General features: G+C 71.0%; 14 protein-coding genes, 1 tRNA gene and 1 riboswitch. Of the genes, 11 read left to right on the top strand and 4 right to left on the bottom strand.

What is annotated here, in order from left to right:
* Nucleotides 1–116: 116 nt before the first annotated feature.
* Nucleotides 117–1,235, bottom strand: coding sequence for an ABC transporter ATP-binding protein (locus BMW78_RS08645; protein ID WP_091758391.1), 1,119 nt, complete (start codon nt 1,233–1,235; stop codon nt 117–119).
* A gap of 338 nt (nt 1,236–1,573) precedes the next feature.
* Here BMW78_RS08645 and BMW78_RS08640 point away from each other — a divergent pair, with 338 nt between their 5' ends.
* From BMW78_RS08640 to BMW78_RS08620, 5 genes are all read left to right on the top strand, one after another.
* Nucleotides 1,574–2,902, top strand: coding sequence for a sugar ABC transporter substrate-binding protein (locus tag BMW78_RS08640; protein ID WP_091758389.1), 1,329 nt, complete (start codon nt 1,574–1,576; stop codon nt 2,900–2,902).
* A 199-nt stretch (nt 2,903–3,101) separates the two neighbouring features.
* Nucleotides 3,102–4,688 carry an ABC transporter permease subunit gene (locus BMW78_RS08635; protein WP_091758387.1) on the top strand — a complete coding sequence of 529 codons (1,587 nt, stop codon included), beginning with the start codon at nt 3,102–3,104 and terminating at the stop codon, nt 4,686–4,688.
* A 1-nt stretch (nt 4,689) separates the two neighbouring features.
* On the top strand, nt 4,690–5,616 hold the full coding sequence (locus BMW78_RS08630) for a sugar ABC transporter permease (RefSeq protein WP_091758385.1): 927 nt from the start codon (nt 4,690–4,692) through the stop codon (nt 5,614–5,616).
* Complete coding sequence (locus BMW78_RS08625; RefSeq protein WP_245735751.1) at nt 5,613–7,499, top strand: glycoside hydrolase family 13 protein; 1,887 nt, start codon at nt 5,613–5,615, stop codon at nt 7,497–7,499. Before BMW78_RS08630 ends, BMW78_RS08625 begins: the two co-directional genes overlap by 4 nt.
* Complete coding sequence (locus BMW78_RS08620) at nt 7,481–8,527, top strand: LacI family DNA-binding transcriptional regulator (RefSeq protein WP_245735750.1); 1,047 nt, start codon at nt 7,481–7,483, stop codon at nt 8,525–8,527. Before BMW78_RS08625 ends, BMW78_RS08620 begins: the two co-directional genes overlap by 19 nt.
* Nucleotides 8,528–8,530: 3 nt before the next feature.
* Here the strand turns inward: BMW78_RS08620 and otsB are convergent, their stop codons facing one another.
* Both otsB and BMW78_RS08610 read right to left on the bottom strand, forming a co-directional pair.
* Complete coding sequence (gene otsB, locus BMW78_RS08615) at nt 8,531–9,307, bottom strand: trehalose-phosphatase (RefSeq protein WP_091758381.1); 777 nt, start codon at nt 9,305–9,307, stop codon at nt 8,531–8,533.
* Nucleotides 9,307–10,830: an alpha,alpha-trehalose-phosphate synthase (UDP-forming) gene (locus tag BMW78_RS08610; protein WP_091758379.1), complete on the bottom strand. Its 1,524-nt coding sequence runs from the start codon at nt 10,828–10,830 to the stop codon at nt 9,307–9,309. Before BMW78_RS08610 ends, otsB begins: the two co-directional genes overlap by 1 nt.
* A gap of 187 nt (nt 10,831–11,017) precedes the next feature.
* On the opposite strand from BMW78_RS08610, the gene BMW78_RS08605 reads away from it, so the two are divergent.
* From BMW78_RS08605 to BMW78_RS08585, 5 genes are all read left to right on the top strand, one after another.
* Complete coding sequence (locus tag BMW78_RS08605; protein WP_091758377.1) at nt 11,018–11,446, top strand: CBS domain-containing protein; 429 nt, start codon at nt 11,018–11,020, stop codon at nt 11,444–11,446.
* Between the two features lie 42 nt (nt 11,447–11,488).
* Nucleotides 11,489–13,177 (top strand): serine/threonine-protein kinase, encoded by a 1,689-nt coding sequence (locus BMW78_RS08600; RefSeq protein WP_091758375.1) that lies wholly within the window; start codon nt 11,489–11,491, stop codon nt 13,175–13,177.
* Nucleotides 13,178–13,220: 43 nt separating this feature from the next.
* Complete coding sequence (locus BMW78_RS08595) at nt 13,221–14,729, top strand: threonine/serine exporter family protein (protein ID WP_091758373.1); 1,509 nt, start codon at nt 13,221–13,223, stop codon at nt 14,727–14,729.
* Between the two features lie 265 nt (nt 14,730–14,994).
* Nucleotides 14,995–15,141, top strand: a riboswitch (cyclic di-AMP (ydaO/yuaA leader).
* Nucleotides 15,142–15,150: 9 nt separating this feature from the next.
* Nucleotides 15,151–15,870: a transglycosylase family protein gene (locus BMW78_RS08590; RefSeq protein ID WP_091758371.1), complete on the top strand. Its 720-nt coding sequence runs from the start codon at nt 15,151–15,153 to the stop codon at nt 15,868–15,870.
* Between the two features lie 171 nt (nt 15,871–16,041).
* Nucleotides 16,042–16,114 (top strand) — tRNA-Thr (locus BMW78_RS08585).
* A 125-nt stretch (nt 16,115–16,239) separates the two neighbouring features.
* Here BMW78_RS08585 and BMW78_RS08580 read toward each other — a convergent pair.
* Nucleotides 16,240–16,569, bottom strand: a complete 330-nt coding sequence (locus BMW78_RS08580) for a VOC family protein (protein WP_091758369.1) — start codon at nt 16,567–16,569, stop codon at nt 16,240–16,242.
* Nucleotides 16,570–16,817: 248 nt separating this feature from the next.
* On the opposite strand from BMW78_RS08580, the gene BMW78_RS08575 reads away from it, so the two are divergent.
* Nucleotides 16,818–18,071, top strand: a complete 1,254-nt coding sequence (locus tag BMW78_RS08575) for a M48 family metallopeptidase (protein WP_091758367.1) — start codon at nt 16,818–16,820, stop codon at nt 18,069–18,071.
* Nucleotides 18,072–18,097: the final 26 nt, after the last annotated feature.

The raw sequence follows: 18,097 nt of genomic DNA, 5'->3' as shown, positions 1-18,097 counted from the left end.
TACTGACCACCGGTGACCACATGGAGTCGGAACACGGAGTCGGAACACCGAGCCGGACACGGCAGTGGGCCGGCACCCGCGAACGGGTGCCGGCCCACCGGCATACGTGCTGGAGGTCAGTCGCCGAGGCGCAGGCCGTTCTCCGTGTCGAACATGTGGACGTGGCCCTCCTTGGGGGCGAGGTAGACCGTCTCGCCCTTCTGCGGGGGACGACGGCCGTCGACCCGCGCGATGAAGGGACGCTCGGGCAGGTCGCCGCCGGACTCGTCGTAGTCCTGGTGCTGGTGGGCGTCCTTGGCGGTGCCGTAGATGTAGGCGTCCGCGCCGAGCTCCTCGACGACGTCGACGACGACCGGGATGCCATTGCCCTCGGTCGTGAGGTCGAGGTCCTCGGGCCGCACGCCCATCGTGACGCTGCGGCCGTGGGCGTCCTTGAGGTGGTCACGGGCGACTGGGTAGGTGCCGGTGCCGAGCTTCACGCCACCGTCGACCACGGCGACGTCGAGCAGGTTCATGGCGGGGGAGCCGATGAAGCCGGCGACGAAGACGTTGTTCGGGTGGTCGTACATGCGGCGCGGGGTGTCGCACTGCTGCAGGATGCCGTCCTTGAGCACCGCGACGCGGTCACCCATCGTCATGGCCTCGATCTGGTCGTGCGTGACGTAGACCGTGGTGACGCCGAGGCGGCGCTGGAGCGAGGCGATCTGGGTGCGGGTCTGCACGCGCAGCTTGGCGTCGAGGTTCGACAGGGGCTCGTCCATGAGGAACACCTGCGGCTGGCGCACGATGGCGCGGCCCATGGCGACGCGCTGGCGCTGGCCACCGGAGAGGGCCTTCGGCTTGCGCTCGAGGTAGGGCTCGAGGTCGAGGATCTTGGCGGCTTCCTTGACGCGCTTGGTGATCTCGCTCTTGTCGACGCCGGCGATCTTCAGGGCGAAGCCCATGTTGTCGGCGACCGTCATGTGCGGGTAGAGCGCGTAGTTCTGGAAGACCATGGCGACGTCACGGTCCTTGGGGGAGAGGTTGGTGACGTCGCGGTCACCGATCCAGATCTTGCCGTCGTTGACCTCTTCGAGGCCGGCGAGCATGCGCAGGGACGTCGACTTGCCGCACCCGGAGGGGCCGACCAGGACGAGGAACTCCCCGTCCGCGATGTCGATGTTGAGCTTGTCGACCGACGGGATGTCGTTGCCCGGGTAGATCCGGGTTGCCTCGTCGAACTTCACAGTGGCCATGGCGTCTTTGCCTTCCTTCACCGGCAGGAACGTGCCGGACGATCCGTTGTAAAGGTGGTGCCCCGCGGGCGTCGGTGCCCGCGGTGGCGTCAGTCTGTCCTACGACGCGTCGTTTGGCCACACCGGCCCACCCTGCGACGCGGGGTGGAGGCCCTCGGGGCGGCCCCACAGGCGGCCGACGGCCGCGGGAGGGCCAGGGTCGACGGTCCGCTGCAAGCCGTGACCTGATCGATGCAATTTCTTGCAGGCGTATGGGGCTGTTTTGCTGCAAGTTCTTGCTATCTTCAGCGCACCGTCAGGGCCGCAAGGATGCGCCCTGCGCACTACAAGGAGATTTCATGCACAAGCGTGCCTTTGGCGCAGCGGCCGTGACGGGTGTCGCGGCGCTGCTCATGAGCGCCTGCGGTGGCGGCGGCGACGCAGCCTCCAGCTCGAGCTCGACCAGCTCTGCCTCCTCCTCGACGGAGACCACCACCTCGGCCCCGGCCCCCAGCCCCACCGGCACCGAGGCCCCCGTCCGTGACCAGGCGGCCGACCTCGTCATCTGGACCGACGCCGACCGCGCGCCGATCCTGACGAAGTACGCCGAGGAGTTCGGCAAGGAGAACGGCGTCAAGGTCGCCGTGCAGATCTCCGTCGACCTGCGCGCCCAGTTCAAGGACGCCACCAAGGTCGGCAAGGGCCCGGACGTCATCGTCGGCGCCCACGACTGGCTGGGCGAGCTGGTGCAGAACGGCGCCGTCGCCCCGATCCAGCTCTCCGGTGACGTCGCCTCCAAGTTCTCCGCGAACTCCATCGCGGCCACCAAGTTCAACGGCCAGACCTACGGCGTCCCCTACGCCGTGGAGAACATCGGCCTGATGCGCAACACCGCGCTCGCCCCGACCGCCCCCAAGACGATGGACGAGCTCGTCAAGATGGGCACCGAGGCCAAGAAGAAGTCCGGCGGCAAGGTCACCAACGTCCTGATCCAGCAGGTCGGCAAGACCGGTAACGCCTACTACACCTACCCCTACCTGAGCGCCTTCGACGGCGGCATCTTCGCCACCAAGGCCAACGGCGACTACGACCCCAACAAGGTCATCGTCAACAGCGCCGGCTCCATCAAGGGTGCCGAGGAGCTCGCCAAGCTCGGCAAGGAGAAGATCCTCTCCACCAACGTCGGCGACGAGAACGCCGAGGGCCTGTTCACCAGCGGCAAGGCGCCGTTCTTCATCACCGGCCCGTGGTCGGTGCCGAACGCCAAGAAGGCCGGCATCAAGTACGAGATCACCAGCCTGCCGAGCCTCGCCGGTGGCGGCGCGATGAAGCCGTTCCTCGGTGTGCAGATGTTCTACGTCTCCGCCAAGGCCAAGAACGCCGTCCTGGCGCAGGAGTTCGTCACCAACTACGTCCCGCGCAAGGACGTCCAGCTCGCGCTCTTCGAGCAGGGTGGCCGCCCGCCGGCCCTGAAGGAGGCCTACGACGAGGTCTCCGCCAAGGACAAGGACGTCAAGGCCTGGTACGAGGCCGGCAAGGACGGCAAGCCCATGCCGAACATCCCGGCCATGAACTCGGTCTGGGGCCCGCTGGGCCAGGCCGCGGCCGACGTCATCTCCGGCAAGGCTCCGAAGGCCCGCTTCGACGCGGCCCAGAAGGAGATCGTGGCGAACATCGCCAAGGGCTGACGCCTGACCCGCGGCCCCGGCCGCGGTGACAGCAGGTATGCCGGGTGGTCCCCACTCGCGGGGACCGCCCGGCATACCGCACCACCCGCACGACCCTGAACGACCCGCTCCACCCTCTGCACCGCCCGGGGCCCGCCCCGCCCCGCCACCACCGCCGCTGGCCCCGCCGGCCCGGCTGCCCGCCCCAGGAGAGCGCCCCATGGCTGCTGCTGACACCACCTTCCGTGGAGACCCCTCCACCCGGTCCGGCCCGGCGCCGGCCTGGGTGGTCGTCGTGAAGTGGGCGGCCATCGCCCTCGTCGTCGCCTTCGGGACCCTCGTCTCGTGGCGGCTCGTCGAGGACGGCAAGGCCCTGTTCGTCGTCATCATCGCCTTCGTGGTCATGGCGGTCGTTGCCGTCTACTCCACCCGGCGGGCGGTGCCGCTGAAGTACCTGCTGCCGGGCATGCTGCTGCTCGTCGCCTTCCAGGTCTGGCCGATCGCCTACACGGCTGCCACGGCATTCACCAACTACGGCGACGGCCACCTCCTGAGCAAGGAGGACGCCACCGCCAGCATCATCGCCAACTCGGTCCAGGAGGTCCCGGGCTCGCCGCGGTACCGCCTGAGCATCGCCGTCCCGCAGGGGCAGGACCCCGCGAAGGGCGACCTCACCTTCCTGCTGACCGACCCGAGCGGCAAGTACTTCGAGGGCACCCCCAAGGGCCTCGAGGACCTTCCAACCGACGGGGTCGAGGCCACCACCACCGGCAAGATCACCAAGGCGCCCGGCTTCACGATCCTCGACGCCAAGCAGGTCAACAAGCGAGGCAAGGAGCTCGGTGAGTTCGCCGTGCCCAAGGACAACGGCGGGATCAAGGCGGTCGGCCTGAGCGAGGCCTTCGAGGGCCGCGCGACGGTCACCTACGACAAGGCCGCCGACAAGCTGACCGACACCTCCACCGGCAAGACCTACGTGCCGAAGGGCGCCGCGTGGGTGCCCGCGGACGGCCAGGGCGAGGCCTACCCCCAGGGCTGGAAGCAGAACGTCGGGTGGGACAACTTCAAGACCCTCGTCACCAACTCCACGCTGCGCGACGGCTTCGTGAAGATCTTCGTCTGGAACGTCGCCTTCGCGCTGCTCTCGGTCATCTCGACGTTCATGCTCGGCATGCTGCTGGCGCTGCTGTTCAACGACGACCGGCTGCGAGGCAAGGGCTTCTACCGCTCGATCCTGATCCTCCCGTACGCGATCCCGGGCTTCGTCACCGCGCTGCTGTGGATGTCGATGTTCAACCAGGACTACGGCCTCATCAACAACATCACCGGCCTCGACATCGACTGGCTCGGCAACCCGTGGGCGGCCAAGGCGGCGATCCTCATCACCAACCTCTGGCTCGGCTTCCCGTACATGTTCCTGGTCTGCACCGGTGCGCTGCAGTCGATCCCGGGCGACGTCCGTGAGGCCGCCCGCATCGACGGCGCCGGCCCGGTCCGCACCGTCCGGTCGATCACGATGCCGCTGCTGCTGGTGGCGGTCGGCCCGCTGCTGATCGCGTCGTTCGCGTTCAACTTCAACAACTTCACGCTGATCTTCCTCATGACCAAGGGCGGCCCGTTCACCGATGGGGACGTCAGCATCGGGTCGACCGACCTGCTCATCACCTACGCCTTCCGCATCGCCTTCAGCGGCGTCAACCCGGACTACGGCCTGGCGTCGGCGATCTCGATCTTCATCTTCATCATCGTCGGGCTCATGAGCTACGTCGGATTCCGTCGCACCAAGTCCCTGGAAGAGGTCAACTGACATGTCGACCGGAGTGCAGACCACCGTCCCCACCGTCACCCCCGAGGCCCGGCGCCGCGCACCGAAGCAGGTTCGGCGCGCACCCGGCGGCGGCCACATGTGGTGGCGCTACGTCCTGGTGGCCATCGTCCTCGTCTGGGCGCTGTTCCCGGTGATGTTCCTGATCTCGGCCGCCCTCAACCCCGCCGGCACGCTGTCGACCAGCTCGCTGCTGCCCACCGAGTTCTCGCTCAGCAACCTGCACATCCTGTTGAACGACGCGTCCCGGCCCTACACCACGTGGTACCGGAACTCGCTCATCATCGGCATCGTCGGCGCCCTGGCGCAGACCTTCATCGGCGCCTGCGCGGCCTACGCGTTCTCCCGCATGCGGTTCACCGGCCGCCGTCCCGGCCTGCTGGCGTTGCTGCTGCTCCAGCTGTTCCCGGCCTTCCTCGCCTTCGTCGCGCTCTACATCACCTTCGCGGCGATCGGCGACGTCGTCCCGACCCTGGGCCTCAACAGCGTCTGGGGCCTGTTGCTCGTCTACATGGGCGGCGCGATGGGTGCGAACGTCTGGCTCCTCAAGGGCTACTTCGACACCGTGCCCCGTGAGCTCGACGAGGCCGCCAAGGTCGACGGCGCCAGCCACGCGCGCATCTTCTTCACCATGACGCTGCGCCTGGTCATGCCGATCCTCGTCACCGTCTTCATGCTCGGGTTCGTCGGCCTCTACAGCGAGTTCATCCTCGCGAGCATCTTCCTGCGCGACGTCGACAGCCAGACCCTCAGCGTCGGGCTCTACAGCATGACCGTCGGCAACGAGCGCAACCGGCTCTTCGGCCAGTTCGCCACCGGCGCGCTGCTCGCCTCGCTCCCCGTCGTGGTGCTCTACCTCGGCGCCCAGCGCTACCTCGTCGGCGGCCTGACCCAGGGCTCGGTGAAGTGAGCTCCTCCGAACCCGGACACCACGTCGACCCAGCGCGCACGGGCGGCTCCACCCACCGCGACCTGCTCGCCCAGCCGCACCACGACGGCTCGGCGCTCTACGTCTCCAACCCCTACCCGGCGCTCGGCGAGACCGTCACCGTGCGGGTCCGCGTGCCGCGCGGGGCCGACGTCACCGCGGTGCACGTGCGGCTCACGCCCGACGCCGAGCCGTCCTTCGTCGACGCCGTCGTCGAGAAGCAGACCGCCACCGACACCTGGTGGGCGGCCGACGTGGTGGTGCACAACCCCGTCACCAACTACCGGTTCATCCTCGAAGGTGGCCCCACGGCATACCAGTGGCTGAACGGCACTGGCCTGCACCTGCGCGACGTGCCGGATGCCGCCGACTTCCGGATCACCGCGTTCGGTGCACCGCCCGCATGGGCGGGCGACGCCGTGGTCTACCAGGTCTTTCCCGACCGGTTCGGCCGCTCCGCCGCGCAGGACGACCGCGAGGTGCCGGAGTGGGCGGTGCCGATGCAGTGGGACGAGCCGGTGCGGCTCGAGCCCGACGTGATCGCGACCCAGCTCTACGGCGGTGACCTCGACGGCATCGTCGAGCACCTCGACCACCTCGAGCGGCTCGGCGTCAGCGTGCTCTACCTCACGCCGTTCTTCCCTGCGCGGTCCAACCACCGCTACGACGCCTCCAGCTTCGACCGGGTCGACCCCGTGCTCGGCGGCGACGAGGCGCTCGCCCGGCTGGTCGACGCCTGCCACGAGCGGGGCATCCGGGTGCTCGGCGACTTCACGACCAACCACACCGGCGACGCGCACGAGTGGTTCGTCCGCGCGCACCAGGACCCGGAGAGCGAGGAGCGCGGCTACTACTTCTGGGAGGACGGCGACTACGTCTCCTGGCTCGGCGTGAAGTCGCTGCCCAAGCTCAACTACGAGAGCGAGGGGCTGCGCCGACGGGTCTTCGACGACCCCGACGGTGTGGTGCGCCACTGGATCACCGGCGACAGCCCGCTCGACGGCTGGCGGGTCGACGTGGCCAACATGACCGGCCGCTACCGCGGGCAGGACCTCAACGGTGAGCTCGCCCGGCAGATGCGAGGGGCGATGCAGCAGGCCGCCCCCGACGCGCTGCTGGTGGGGGAGCACTGCCACGACTACACCCAGGACGCGCAGGGCGACGGCTGGCACGGCGTCATGAACTACGCCGGCTTCACCCGCCCGGTGTGGACCTGGCTGCGCGACCGCGGCCACGCGCCGAAGTTCCTCGGCTCGCCGCTGATGGTGCCGCGGCTCGGTGGGCACTCGGTCATGGAGACGATGCGCGAGTTCGCGGCGATGGTGCCGTGGAGCACCGTGCGCCACAGCTTCAACCTCGTCGGGTCGCACGACACGACCCGCATCCGCACCCTCGTCGGTGACGACGCGCGCCAGGTCGAGGTCGCGGCCGGCCTGCTCTTCACGCTGCCCGGCATCCCGATGTTCACCTACGGCGACGAGGTCGGCATGGAGGGCGAGTTCGGCGAGGACGGCCGCCGGCCCATGCCGTGGGACGAACAGCGCTGGGACTCCTCGCTGCTAGAGGCCTACCGTGGCCTGATCGCCGCACGCCGCGGCTCGGTGGCGCTGCGCGAGGGTGGCCTCCGGTGGGTGCACGCCGACGACGACGCGCTGGTCTTCCTTCGCGAGTCGCCCACCGAGGTGGCCCTGGTGCACTGCGCCCGCCACGCGCACGAGCCCGTCACGCTGGACGCGTCTCGCATCCCGGGTGTCGAGGGCGGAGAAGCGAAATACGGTGACGCCCCAGAGTTCGATGGGGGCAGAATGACCCTGCGGGCGCCGGGTCCGCAGGTTCGGGTCTGGACATGGACGGTGAGCGAGTGAAGGCACGGCTGGCCGACATCGCTGCGCACGCAGATGTCAGCGAGGCGACGGTCAGCCGGGTGCTCAACGGCAAACCGGGCGTCGCGGAGTCGACCCGCCAGGCCGTCCTGACGGCCCTCGACGTGCTCGGCTACGACCGGCCGTCGCGGCTGCGGCGCAAGAGCGCCGGGCTGGTCGGGCTCATCGTGCCCGAGCTGACCAACCCGATCTTCCCGATGTTCGCGCAGATCATCGAGACGGCCCTCGCGCGACTGCGGTTCACGCCGGTGCTGTGCACGCAGACGCCCGGCGGGGTGCACGAGGACGAGTACGTGCAGATGCTGCTCGACCGCGGGGTCGCCGGCATCATCTACGTCAGTGGCCAGCACGCCGACACCACAACGGATCCCGAGCGCTACGAGAAGCTGCGCGAGCGCGGGCTGCCCATCGTGCTGGTCAACGGCTACCACGAGGGCATCGACGCCCCCTTCATCTCGAACGACGACGTCGCGTCGATGGAGCTGGCGCTCAGCCACCTGGTCGCGTTGGGGCACAAGGAGATCGGGCTCGCGATCGGTCCCGACCGCTACGTCCCGGTCATCCGCAAGATCACCGGCTTCCGCAACTCGATGAAGTCGCTGCTCGGCCGCGACGACGTCGAGGACCTCATCGAGAAGACCATGTTCTCGGTCGAGGGAGGCGACACGGCCGCGACCCGGCTCATCGAGAAGGGCTGCACCGCAGTCGTGTGCGGCTCCGACCTGATGGCGCTCGGCGCGATCCGGGCGGCCCGCCGGCTGGGGCTGGAGGTGCCCGACGACTTCTCGGTCGTGGGCTACGACGACTCGCCGCTGATCGCGTTCACCGACCCGCCGCTGACCACGATCCGCCAGAGCGTGCAGGCCATGAGCGAGGCCGCGGTGCGGGCGCTGTTGGACGAGATCGCCGGGGAGCCGGCGCCGCGGGCGGAGTACATCTTCCGCCCCGAGCTCGTCGTGCGCGGCTCGACCGGCGCAGCCCGCCAGCGCGCTGACCGCCAGCGGGCCTGACGGTCAGCTCGCGGTCGCCTCGCGGCGCAGGCGCACCAGCAGGCGCAGCGCCTCGGCGACCTGCTCGCCGCTGTCGACCCGGAACCGGGCTGCCGTCTCGCCCTCGCCGACCTTGACGCTGACGTCGGGCTCCGCCATCACCTCGAAGGCGTGCTCGTCGGTGACGTCGTCGCCGATGTACAGCGCGGCGTCGGCTCCGACCTTCTCCTGCAACGCCTTCAGGGCGGTGCCCTTGTCGGCCGTGACGACCGACATCTCCACGACGTTCTTGCCCTGCAGCACCTTCACGCCGGTATGCCGCTGCGCCACCTCGAGCGCGGACCGCACCGCCGCCTCGGCGACGTGCTCCTCCTGCCCGCGCGTGTGCAGGACGGTGGCTGCCGGCTTGTGCTCGAGGCGCACGCCCGGGTGGGCCTCCACGACGTCGTGCAGGTCGCCGGTCAGCCGCTCGAGCAGCTGCTGCTGCTCCTCGCCGAGGTCGTCTGCGTCGTCGTGACTGGACTGGGCTCCGTGGCTGCCGATCCGCGTGACGGGGCTGCCGTCCTCGAGGCCGGTGAGCTCCGTCAGGACGTCGAGGTCGCGTCCCGACACCACGGCGGCGTGGGTGCGGGGGAGCGCAGCCAGCGCGGCGAGGTCGTCGATGGTGCCCTCGAGGGGCTTGGCGTCCATCGGGTCCTGCACGAAGGGGGCGAGCACGCCGTCGAAGTCGCTGGCGACGAGCACGGACGGGCGGCGGGCCAGCTCCTCCAGGGCCGCGGTCAGGGAGGCGGGCAGCGCCATCAGCCGTTGACCCCCGCGTGCTCGGCGTGGTGCCGCTGCTCGGCCTTGTCGTCAGCGGCGGCCTGCGCTTCGTCCTCGCGCTGCTCGCGCGGCGTGCGGGTCGGCTTGGCGGGCGCCTGCTCGAGCGCCTCGAGGAAGCGGGAGGCCCACCGCTGCACGTCATGGTCGGCGACCCGCCGACGCATCGCCTTCATGCGCCGGCGTCGCTCCGCCTCGGGCGCCCGCATCGCCGTGAGGATGGTCTGCTTGAGCCCGGCGATGTCGTGCGGGTTGCAGACGTAGGCCTGGTGCAGCTCGTGCCAGGCACCGGTGAACTCCGAGAGCACCAGGGCGCCGGCGCCGTCGTGCCGGCAGGCGACGTACTCCTTGGCGACGAGGTTCATGCCGTCGCGCAGCGGGGTGACGAGCAGGACGTCGGCGGCGAGGAACATCGCGGCCATCTCGTCGCGCGGGTAGGAGTGGTGCAGGTAGTGCACCGCAGCCGAGCCGATGTCGCCGTACTCGCCGTTGACGCGGCCGACCTCCTTCTCCACCTCCTCGCGCAGCTCCCGGTAGGCGTCGACCCGCTCACGGCTGGGCGTCGCCACCTGCATGAAGACCTGCTCCGGCGGAGACACCTCGCCGTCCTCGAGGAGCTCGGCGTAGGCCTTGAGCCGGTGCCGGATGCCCTTCGTGTAGTCGAGCCGGTCGACGCCCAGGAAGATCGTCTCGGGGTTGCCGAGCGACTCGCGGATCTCCTTGGCCCGCTGGATGACCTCGGGCCGGCGCGACAGCTCCTCGAGCCCGGTGAAGTCGACCGAGATCGGGATGGCGCTGGCCCGCACCACCCGGGTCTGGCCGTCCTCGAGCGTCGAGGTGACGGTCTCGCCCTTGGTGCTCAGGCCGAGCAGCTGGCGGCAGGCGCGCAGGAAGTTGTGGGCGTCGGCGACCCGCTGGAACCCGAGGAAGTCGGCGCCGAGCAGGCCCTCGACGAGGCGGCGACGCCACGGCAGCTGGGCGAAGAGCTCGACGGGCGGGAAGGGGATGTGGTTGAACCAGCCGATCCGCACGTCGGGGCGCATCTCGCGGACCATGGCGGGCACCAGCTGCAGCTGGTAGTCGTGCACCCACACCGTGGCGCCCTCGGCGGCCACGTCGCAGATGGCCTCGGCGAAGCGCCGGTTCACCTTCTCGTAGGCCGTCCACCACAGCCGGTGGAACGTGGCCGGCACGATCACGTCGTGGTAGATCGGCCACAGCGTGTCGTTGGCGAAGCCCTCGTAGTAGTAGGCGACCTCGTCCTCGGAGAGCGGGACCGGCCGCAGGAACATGCCGTCCTCCTCGAACGGCTCCGGGGCGTCGCCCGCCTCGCCGGCCCACCCGACCCAGGCTCCCTCACGTCCGCGCATCACCGACTCCATGGCCGTGACCAGTCCACCGGGGCTGCGCCGCCACTCGGTGCCACCGTCGGGCAGGACGACCCGGTCGACGGGCAGGCGGTTGGCCGCCACCACCAGGTCAAAGGTGTGGGTACTGCCGGACACGCGATCAACTCCCAGCTGCTGTACTCGGGGTTCCTCCGCAACCCTATGCCGAGCCCTGCTGACCTGCACGAACGGGAAATGTCCGCGATGAGGCGGTTCGGACGGATCTCCTTGCAGCGCAAGATTTGCCGGGCTCTTGACCCGGAGTTGGTGGCGGCCCCACCACCGCGAGGGCTAACGTCGGAGCATGAAGATCCACGACGTGGTGCGTCGCAAGGGCGACACGGTGGTGACGGTGCGACCGGACGACTCGGTCGAGCACCTGCTCGCGCTGCTCGGTGAGCACCGCATCGGTGCCCTGGTGGTGAGCGAGGACGGCGAGACGGTCGCCGGCATCGTCAGCGAGCGCGACGTCGTCTGGCGCCTGGCCTCCGATGGAGCCGCCATCCTGCAGGGCAGCGTCCGCGACATCATGACCACGGACGTCAAGACGTGCGACTTCGACGTCCCCCTGGAGGACCTCGCCCGCACCATGACCGAGATGCGCGTCCGCCACATGCCCGTGGTGGTCGACGGCAAGCTCCGCGCGATCGTGAGCATCGGCGACATCGTCAAGCACCGGATCGACGAGCTCCAGTCCGAGCGGGACCAGCTGGTCGGGTACATCCAGGGGTGAGTCGGCCTGACGCCCGAGAGGGTGTCGGCCTACCGTAGGCGCATGACGACGGAGGCGATCGGAGGCGCTCCCGGGCTGCCCGGGGGCGCAAGTCTTGGCCCCTACCGCCTCGTGCAGCAGCTGGGTGAGGGCGGCATGGGGGTCGTCCACCTCGCTCTCGACCCCAGCGGCCGTGCGGTCGCGCTCAAGCTGCTGCGCCCCCACATCGCCTACGACCCCGCCGCCCGCTCGCGGCTGGCCCGCGAGGTCGAGGTGCTCGGCCGGGTTGACGACCCCCGCGTGGCGGCCGTGATCGACGCAGACCTCGACGGCGACCAGCCCTACGTCGTGACCCGCTACGTGCCCGGCCCCTCGCTCGACGAGGTGGTGCGCGAGCAGGGTCCGCTGGAGGGGCAGGACCTGCTGCGGCTCGGTCGCGGCCTCGCCGGCGCGCTCGACGCCATCCACGCCGCCGACGTCATCCACCGCGACCTCAAGCCCGCCAACGTGCTCATGCTCGACGGCGACCCGGTGGTCATCGACTTCGGCATCGCCCACGTCGCCGACGACGTCCGCATCACCATGACCGGGCTCGTGATGGGCACGCCCGGCTACCTCAGCCCCGAGGTGGTCGAGGGCGCGCCGGTCACCGAGGCTACCGACTGGTGGGGCTGGGCCGCGACGCTCGCCTTCGCCGCCTCGGGCACCCCGCCCTTCGGGCGCGGCCCCATGGACGTCGTGCTGAGCCGGGTCAGCCGCGGCGAGGCCGACCTCTCGGGCGTCGACCCGCGGCTGGCGCCCCTGCTGTATGCCGCGCTGTCGCCGGACGCCCGCCGGCGCCCCGACGCGGACGAGGTGGTCGAGGGCCTCGAGCGGTATGCCGCCGGCAGGCCTGCCACGGAGGTGCTGCCCTCGGCCCTGGCCGCACGGCATACGGAGGTCATCGACCAGCGGTCGACGCGTCGCTGGGAGCAGCCGCCCCCGGTGGGCCGGCTGTCCCTGCCCGTCGACAGCGAGCCCTACACGCGCGCCGCCCCGGAGGAGGACGACAGCGTCCTCGCGCACTGGGACGAGCAGCCCTCGGACGAGGTCTCCGACTGGCAGGCGGCCTGGGAGGCCGACCCGCAGGAGCCCGACCCGCGGATCGGGCGTCCGCAGCGCAGCGGAACCCTGCTGGCTCTGCTGCTGGTGGTGGCGGCCGTGATCGCGACAGTGCCCGTGGTGGGCGTGGTGCTCTTCGTGCTGTGGTGCTGGGTGGCCCGGACGGCCGAGCGGTCGGTGACGTCGCTGGTGCTGCGGCGCCACCACAGGGGTGGGCCGCGGCGCAGCGACGTGCCGATGGCCGTCGCGGCCAGCCCCTGGCACGTCGTCGTGGGTGCGCTCGGCACGCTCGGCGGCCTGCTGCTGCCCCTGCTCGTCGGGGTCTCCGCGGTCTTCAGCACCGCGCTGGCCTGGGTCGGCGTCGCCGGCGGGTCCCCCGAGCCGAACTCCGCCCTGCCCCTCGCGGTCGGCGGGCTGCTCGCGGTGCTGGTCGCCTGGTGGGGGCCGGGCGGAGCCGCCCTGCGCCGGGGCACCCGCAGTGTCGTGCGCGGGTTGGCGCCCGGTGCCCGTGGTGCGCAGGTCGCAGTCGTGGCGGGTCTGCTGGTCGCCGCCGGACTCGCGCTGTGGTCGTACCAGGGTGGCGGCGTGCCGACGTGGTGGCCGTGGCAGTCGCCGTCGGAGATCTGGGCCGGGCTGCCGGGGCTGCGTTGATGCTCGCTGCTGTCGATGACGTGTCCGCTCTGACGGGTCGCCGATGACGGGTGTCGCCGAAGGCCCTCCGGGCCAGTCGAGCCTGCCCGAACGCCGGGTCCTCCCGCGTCGGGCGCGGGTGCCGCGCGCCCTGTGGCGCGGCGAGGAGGTCACCGAGACCCTCCCGATCGTCGACTCGCTGCGGCTGACCCCGTACCGCAACCCCCGCGTGCTCGCCGCCGCGGCGGAGGAGCGGGAGGCACGGGCCTCGCTCGACCTCGCGCTGCGGGTGGGCGAGCTGATGCTGCGCTGCGGGGCGGGCGCGCCCCAGGTGGAGTCGAGCGTCATCGCGGTCGCGGCGGCCGCGGGGCTCGACAACCTCGAGGTCGACATCACACTGCAGTCGCTGCTGGTGCAGTGCACCACCAGCTCGGGCGGCCAGATCACCATGCTGCGGGTGGTCCGCTCGGCGACCCGCGACTTCGCCCGGCTCGTCGCCGTGCACGAGTTCGTCGAGAACCTCGTGGCGGGCAGCTACGACCGCGAGGCGGCCGCTGCCCGGTTGCGGGAGATCCGCCGCATGCCGCGCTTCTGGCCGCGGTGGGTGGTGCACGGCTCGATGGGTGTCCTGGCGGCGGCGGTCGCGCTGATGCTCGGGGCGTCGCTGTTCGCGTCGGTGGTGGCCGGTGCCTCGGCCCTGCTGGTCGACACCACCGCGCGCCGGCTGGGGCACCGCGGGCTGCCGGAGTTCTACCAGTGCGCGATCGGCGGGTTCATCGCCACGGCCATCGCCTGGGGCGCCTTCTCGCTCGGGGCGGCGGACCTGTTTCCCGTCAGCTCGGCCGACTTCGCCTACGTCGTGGCCGGTGGCATCGTCGTGCTGCTGCCCGGGCGCACCGTGGCGTCGGCGTTCGAGGACGTCGTCTCCGGCTACTCGGTGACCGGTGCGGGGCGCATGTTCGGTGTGCTGCTCACGACGGCCGGGATCATCCTCGGCGTCGCTGCCGCCCTGTCGTTCACCCTCAAGCTGACGGCCATGCTCGACCTGCCGATCGCCTCCCCGGGCATCCTCGACCTGCGGGCGACCGACGCGCCGGTCCTGCTCGGTGTGCTCGGCGCCGTGGTGGTCGGCCTCTCGGGAGCCGTATCGCTGCGCAGCCGGCGGGAGCTGGTCCTGCCGACGGGGCTGCTCTCGGGCGCGGCCGTGGGGCTCTCGCTGGTGGTCAGCCTGGTGCCGGGGCTCGGCACGCTGACTGCGGCCGGCCTGGCCAGCATCGGGCTCGGGTTCGCCGGGCGGCTGGTGGCCCTGCGGATGGGGGCGCCGGCGATGGTGCTCGTCGTGCCGGCCTCCTACGGCCTGCTGCCCGGTCTGGCGATCTTCCGGGGTCTGTACGAGATGGTCACGCACTCGTCCGCCGACTCCGGGAGCCTGTCGATGCAGGGCGGTCTCACCACGCTGCTCGGGGCCTTCGCGGTGCTGCTCGCCATCGCCACCGGCACGGTGCTGGGCGAGTTCCTCGGGGCGCCGTTCGACCACCGCATGGTCCAGAAGCGGCGGGCCCGCCGGCGCTGACGTCGCGGCGCGACAGCGGTGCCGCCGGGGCGCGACAGGCGCCCGCGCGGCATACCCGCTCAAACCCTGCCGGAGTTGTGTTCAAAAAGATCACGAACGGATTACGACGAACCGCTTGTCGACATCCGACAGGGACCGGTACCGTCAGCGATTGGCCCCAGCGCCGCCGGGTAACTGCGCATTTCTCCCGGGTTCTCACAACTGCATACACCGCACATCAGAGCACGCACGCCCGCCGCGCCTAACCTCGTCCGGCTGGTGTCTCGCCGGGAGATCCCCGGGCCAGGACGAGGGTGGGGGAACCAACTCGGCCCGCTTCGGCGGGTCTTGGGGTGAAGCCGGTCCGCCGGCCGGGCGCCTGACAGCCCGAACCCGACAGCTCACCTCTCAGGCGCAGGTCAGGAGAGGAATACCCCCGCGCATGTTCTATGCCCCGAAGCACTCCGCTCGGAAGCAGAGCCCCGTCCGCCGGCGCATGGCCGGCGTCGCCGTTGCCGGATTCGCCACCGTCGGCGCCGGCATCGCCACCTCCTCCAGCGCCCAGGCCAGCACCGTCTGGGACCGCCTCGCCAACTGCGAGAGCGGCGGCAACTGGAGCATCAACACCGGCAACGGCTTCTACGGAGGCCTGCAGTTCTCGTACACCACCTGGAACGCCTTCGGCGGCCAGCGCTACGCCGGCCGGGCTGACCTCGCCACCAAGGGCGAGCAGATCACCGTCGCCAAGCGCGTGCTGCAGGCCCAGGGCCCCGGCGCCTGGCCGCACTGCAGCGTCGTCGCCGGCCTGACCCGCTCCAACGGCAGCGCCGTCGCCTCGGCCTCGAGCGCAGTCGCGTCGCGCTCGACCACCCGCAAGGCGCTGTCCTCCAGCTCCAGCCACGGCAGGCTCACCGTCGACGGCATCCGCGGTCCGAAGACCAACGCCGCCATCGAGCGCTGGGTCGGCGGATCCGTCAACGGTGACCTCTCGCGCGGCGACGTGCAGCGCCTCCAGCGCAAGGTCGGCTCGGCTCCCGACGGCGTCATCGGCCCGAAGACGGTCCGCGCCCTGCAGGGCCACATCGGCGCCAGGAAGAACGGCGCTCACTACCTCGACCGCACCACGGTGCGCTCGCTGCAGAGCTACCTGAACCGTCACTGACGCCTCTGCTTCCGACGGGGCCCGGCTCACCTCACGGTGGGCCGGGCCCCGTCGTGTGCCGCGTGGCAGACGTCCGTGTGCCTGCGCTGGGCGTCCCGCATGCCGTGGTGACGAGCAGCGGCGGGTAGCATTTCCGCGATCCCGAGGCGCCACGTCGGCGCTCGTGGACTCGCCGGCGTGGCGCAATTGGCAGCGCACCTGTCTTGTAAACAGGTGGTTAGGGGTTCGAGTCCCCTCGTCGGCTCGCTCTGACAGCTAACCGCAGATTTGTTCTCGGGCGGCCGGCACGGCCGGCACGGCCGGCGCGGCCGGCGCGGCTGCCGGCACCGGTCAAGCGTGCGTCCTTGGGCGGCGCGGTGTGTCCGTCCGCTACTTCCCGCGCAGGCCGATGGGGTTTCCGTCGGCGTCGGCGAGCACGCAGACCCGCGCACCGGGTGCGACCTGGCGCGGCGCGTCCCGCTCGGTGGCTCCGGCCGCAAGCAGGGTCGCGCGGGTCGCGTCCAGGTCTTCGACGTCGGCGAAGGCCACCGGCCCCCCACCAGCGCCGGCCGGGTTGAGAGCGACCTCGAAGCCGTCGACGTTGTAGCCGACGTAGTACGACTCGTCCGTGTGCGGTGAGCCGAGCAGCGCGGTGTACACCGCCTTGGTGGCGTCCAGATCGGACACCGGGATCACCAGACTGCGGATCGTGGGGCTCATCCTCGTCACCTCCTTGTCAGGACGGTCATCCACTGACCGCCGCTCTGTCGATGACTGACACGCTAGGAGCGAACCGGTGACCGCTGCTTCTCGAATCCTGACCCTTCCACCAGCGCCGCCTGGGCAGAAGGCCCGCTGTTGCGAACCGTTCACCTGTTGGCATGCCGGGTGGTGCACTTGGCGGTGGGCGGCAACGGTCCCGGCGGCTGGACCTGCCTGGACGGTGACAGGGAGGAGAGGGGACGGCGGTGACCCCGACATGGTGGGCTCTGGCGGCGCTGGTCGCCGTCGGCATCGTGCTGGCGGTCGCGGCGATCACGCTGGTGCCCTGGCGGCTGCCCCGCCCGAGCCGCGCCGACCAAGCGGCGGCGCTGGGCGACGTGCCGGATGGCGTGGTCACCAGAGGTCGGGCGCTGCGCGCCGCCCTGCGCCCCAGCTCGTACGGTGCCCTGCTGGTGGGACTGGTGGTGCCCCTGCTGCTCGGATTAACCCCGGCGGGTGCCCGGATCGTCGCCTGGGTCGGCCAGCCGTTCGGCGGGCACTGGCTGGCGGAGGCCCTGGCAGGAGGGCTGGTCATCCTGGCGATGCTGTGGTTGGTGGCCCTGCCGTTCAGCGCCTGGCGCCACACCGTGCTGCGCGATTACGGGCTGTCCACCCAGGACTGGGGCGGCTGGGCGGCGGACCAGCTCAAGGGAGGCGCGGTCGGGGCGGTGATCGGTGCGGTGGTGCTCGGCGGGTTCTACACGCTCACCCACTTCGCGCCCGGCTGGTGGTGGGCGTTCGGCGCCGTGGGTGCCGCCGCGTTGGTGGTCCTGCTGTCGTTCGTCTTCCCGGTCCTGGTCGAGCCGGTGTTCAACACGTTCACCCCGATGCCGGCGGGACCACTGCGTGACCAGCTGCTCACCATGGCGGCCCGGGACGGCCTGACGGTGCGGGACGTGCTGGTCGCGGACGCTTCGCGGCGTACGACCGGGCTGAACGCGTACGTGTCCGGCTTGGGGCGCACCCGGCGGATCGTCGTCTACGACACGCTGCTGCGGGAGGCCCCTTCAGGTGAGGTGCGCAGCGTCGTCGCGCACGAGCTGGGCCACGCCAAGGACCGGGACACCGAGCTGGGTGCGCTGCTGGGGGCGGTCGGGGCCGCGGCTGCGGTCGTGGCGCTCTACCTGTTGGGGGAGTGGGGCGCCCTGCTGCGCCGAGCCGGGGTGAGCTCCATCGGCTCGCCGAACGCGATCGGGCTGGTGCTCGCCGCGGGGGCGGTGGCAGGCCTGGTCAGCGGCCCGGTGCAGAACCTCGTCTCCCGTCGGGTCGAGGCCCGTGCCGACCAGCACGCCTTGCGGCTGACCGGTGACTCCGCCGTGTTCGCCGCGATGCAGCTGCGCCTGGCCGAGCTCAACATCTCCGATGTCCATCCTCCCCGGATCGAGTACCTGCTGTTCGCGACCCATCCCGACACCGTGGAACGCCTGGCCACGGCGCGGGGGCACTCGGGCAGCTCCTGACCGGCGGCTGCGAGGCCGGAGCTGGT

The organism is Pedococcus cremeus, assembly GCF_900111375.1.
GTDB classification, from domain to species: domain Bacteria; phylum Actinomycetota; class Actinomycetes; order Actinomycetales; family Dermatophilaceae; genus Pedococcus_A; species Pedococcus_A cremeus.
Note: the sequence above shows the minus strand (reverse complement) of the source record. Positions and strands in the feature narration are given on the sequence as shown.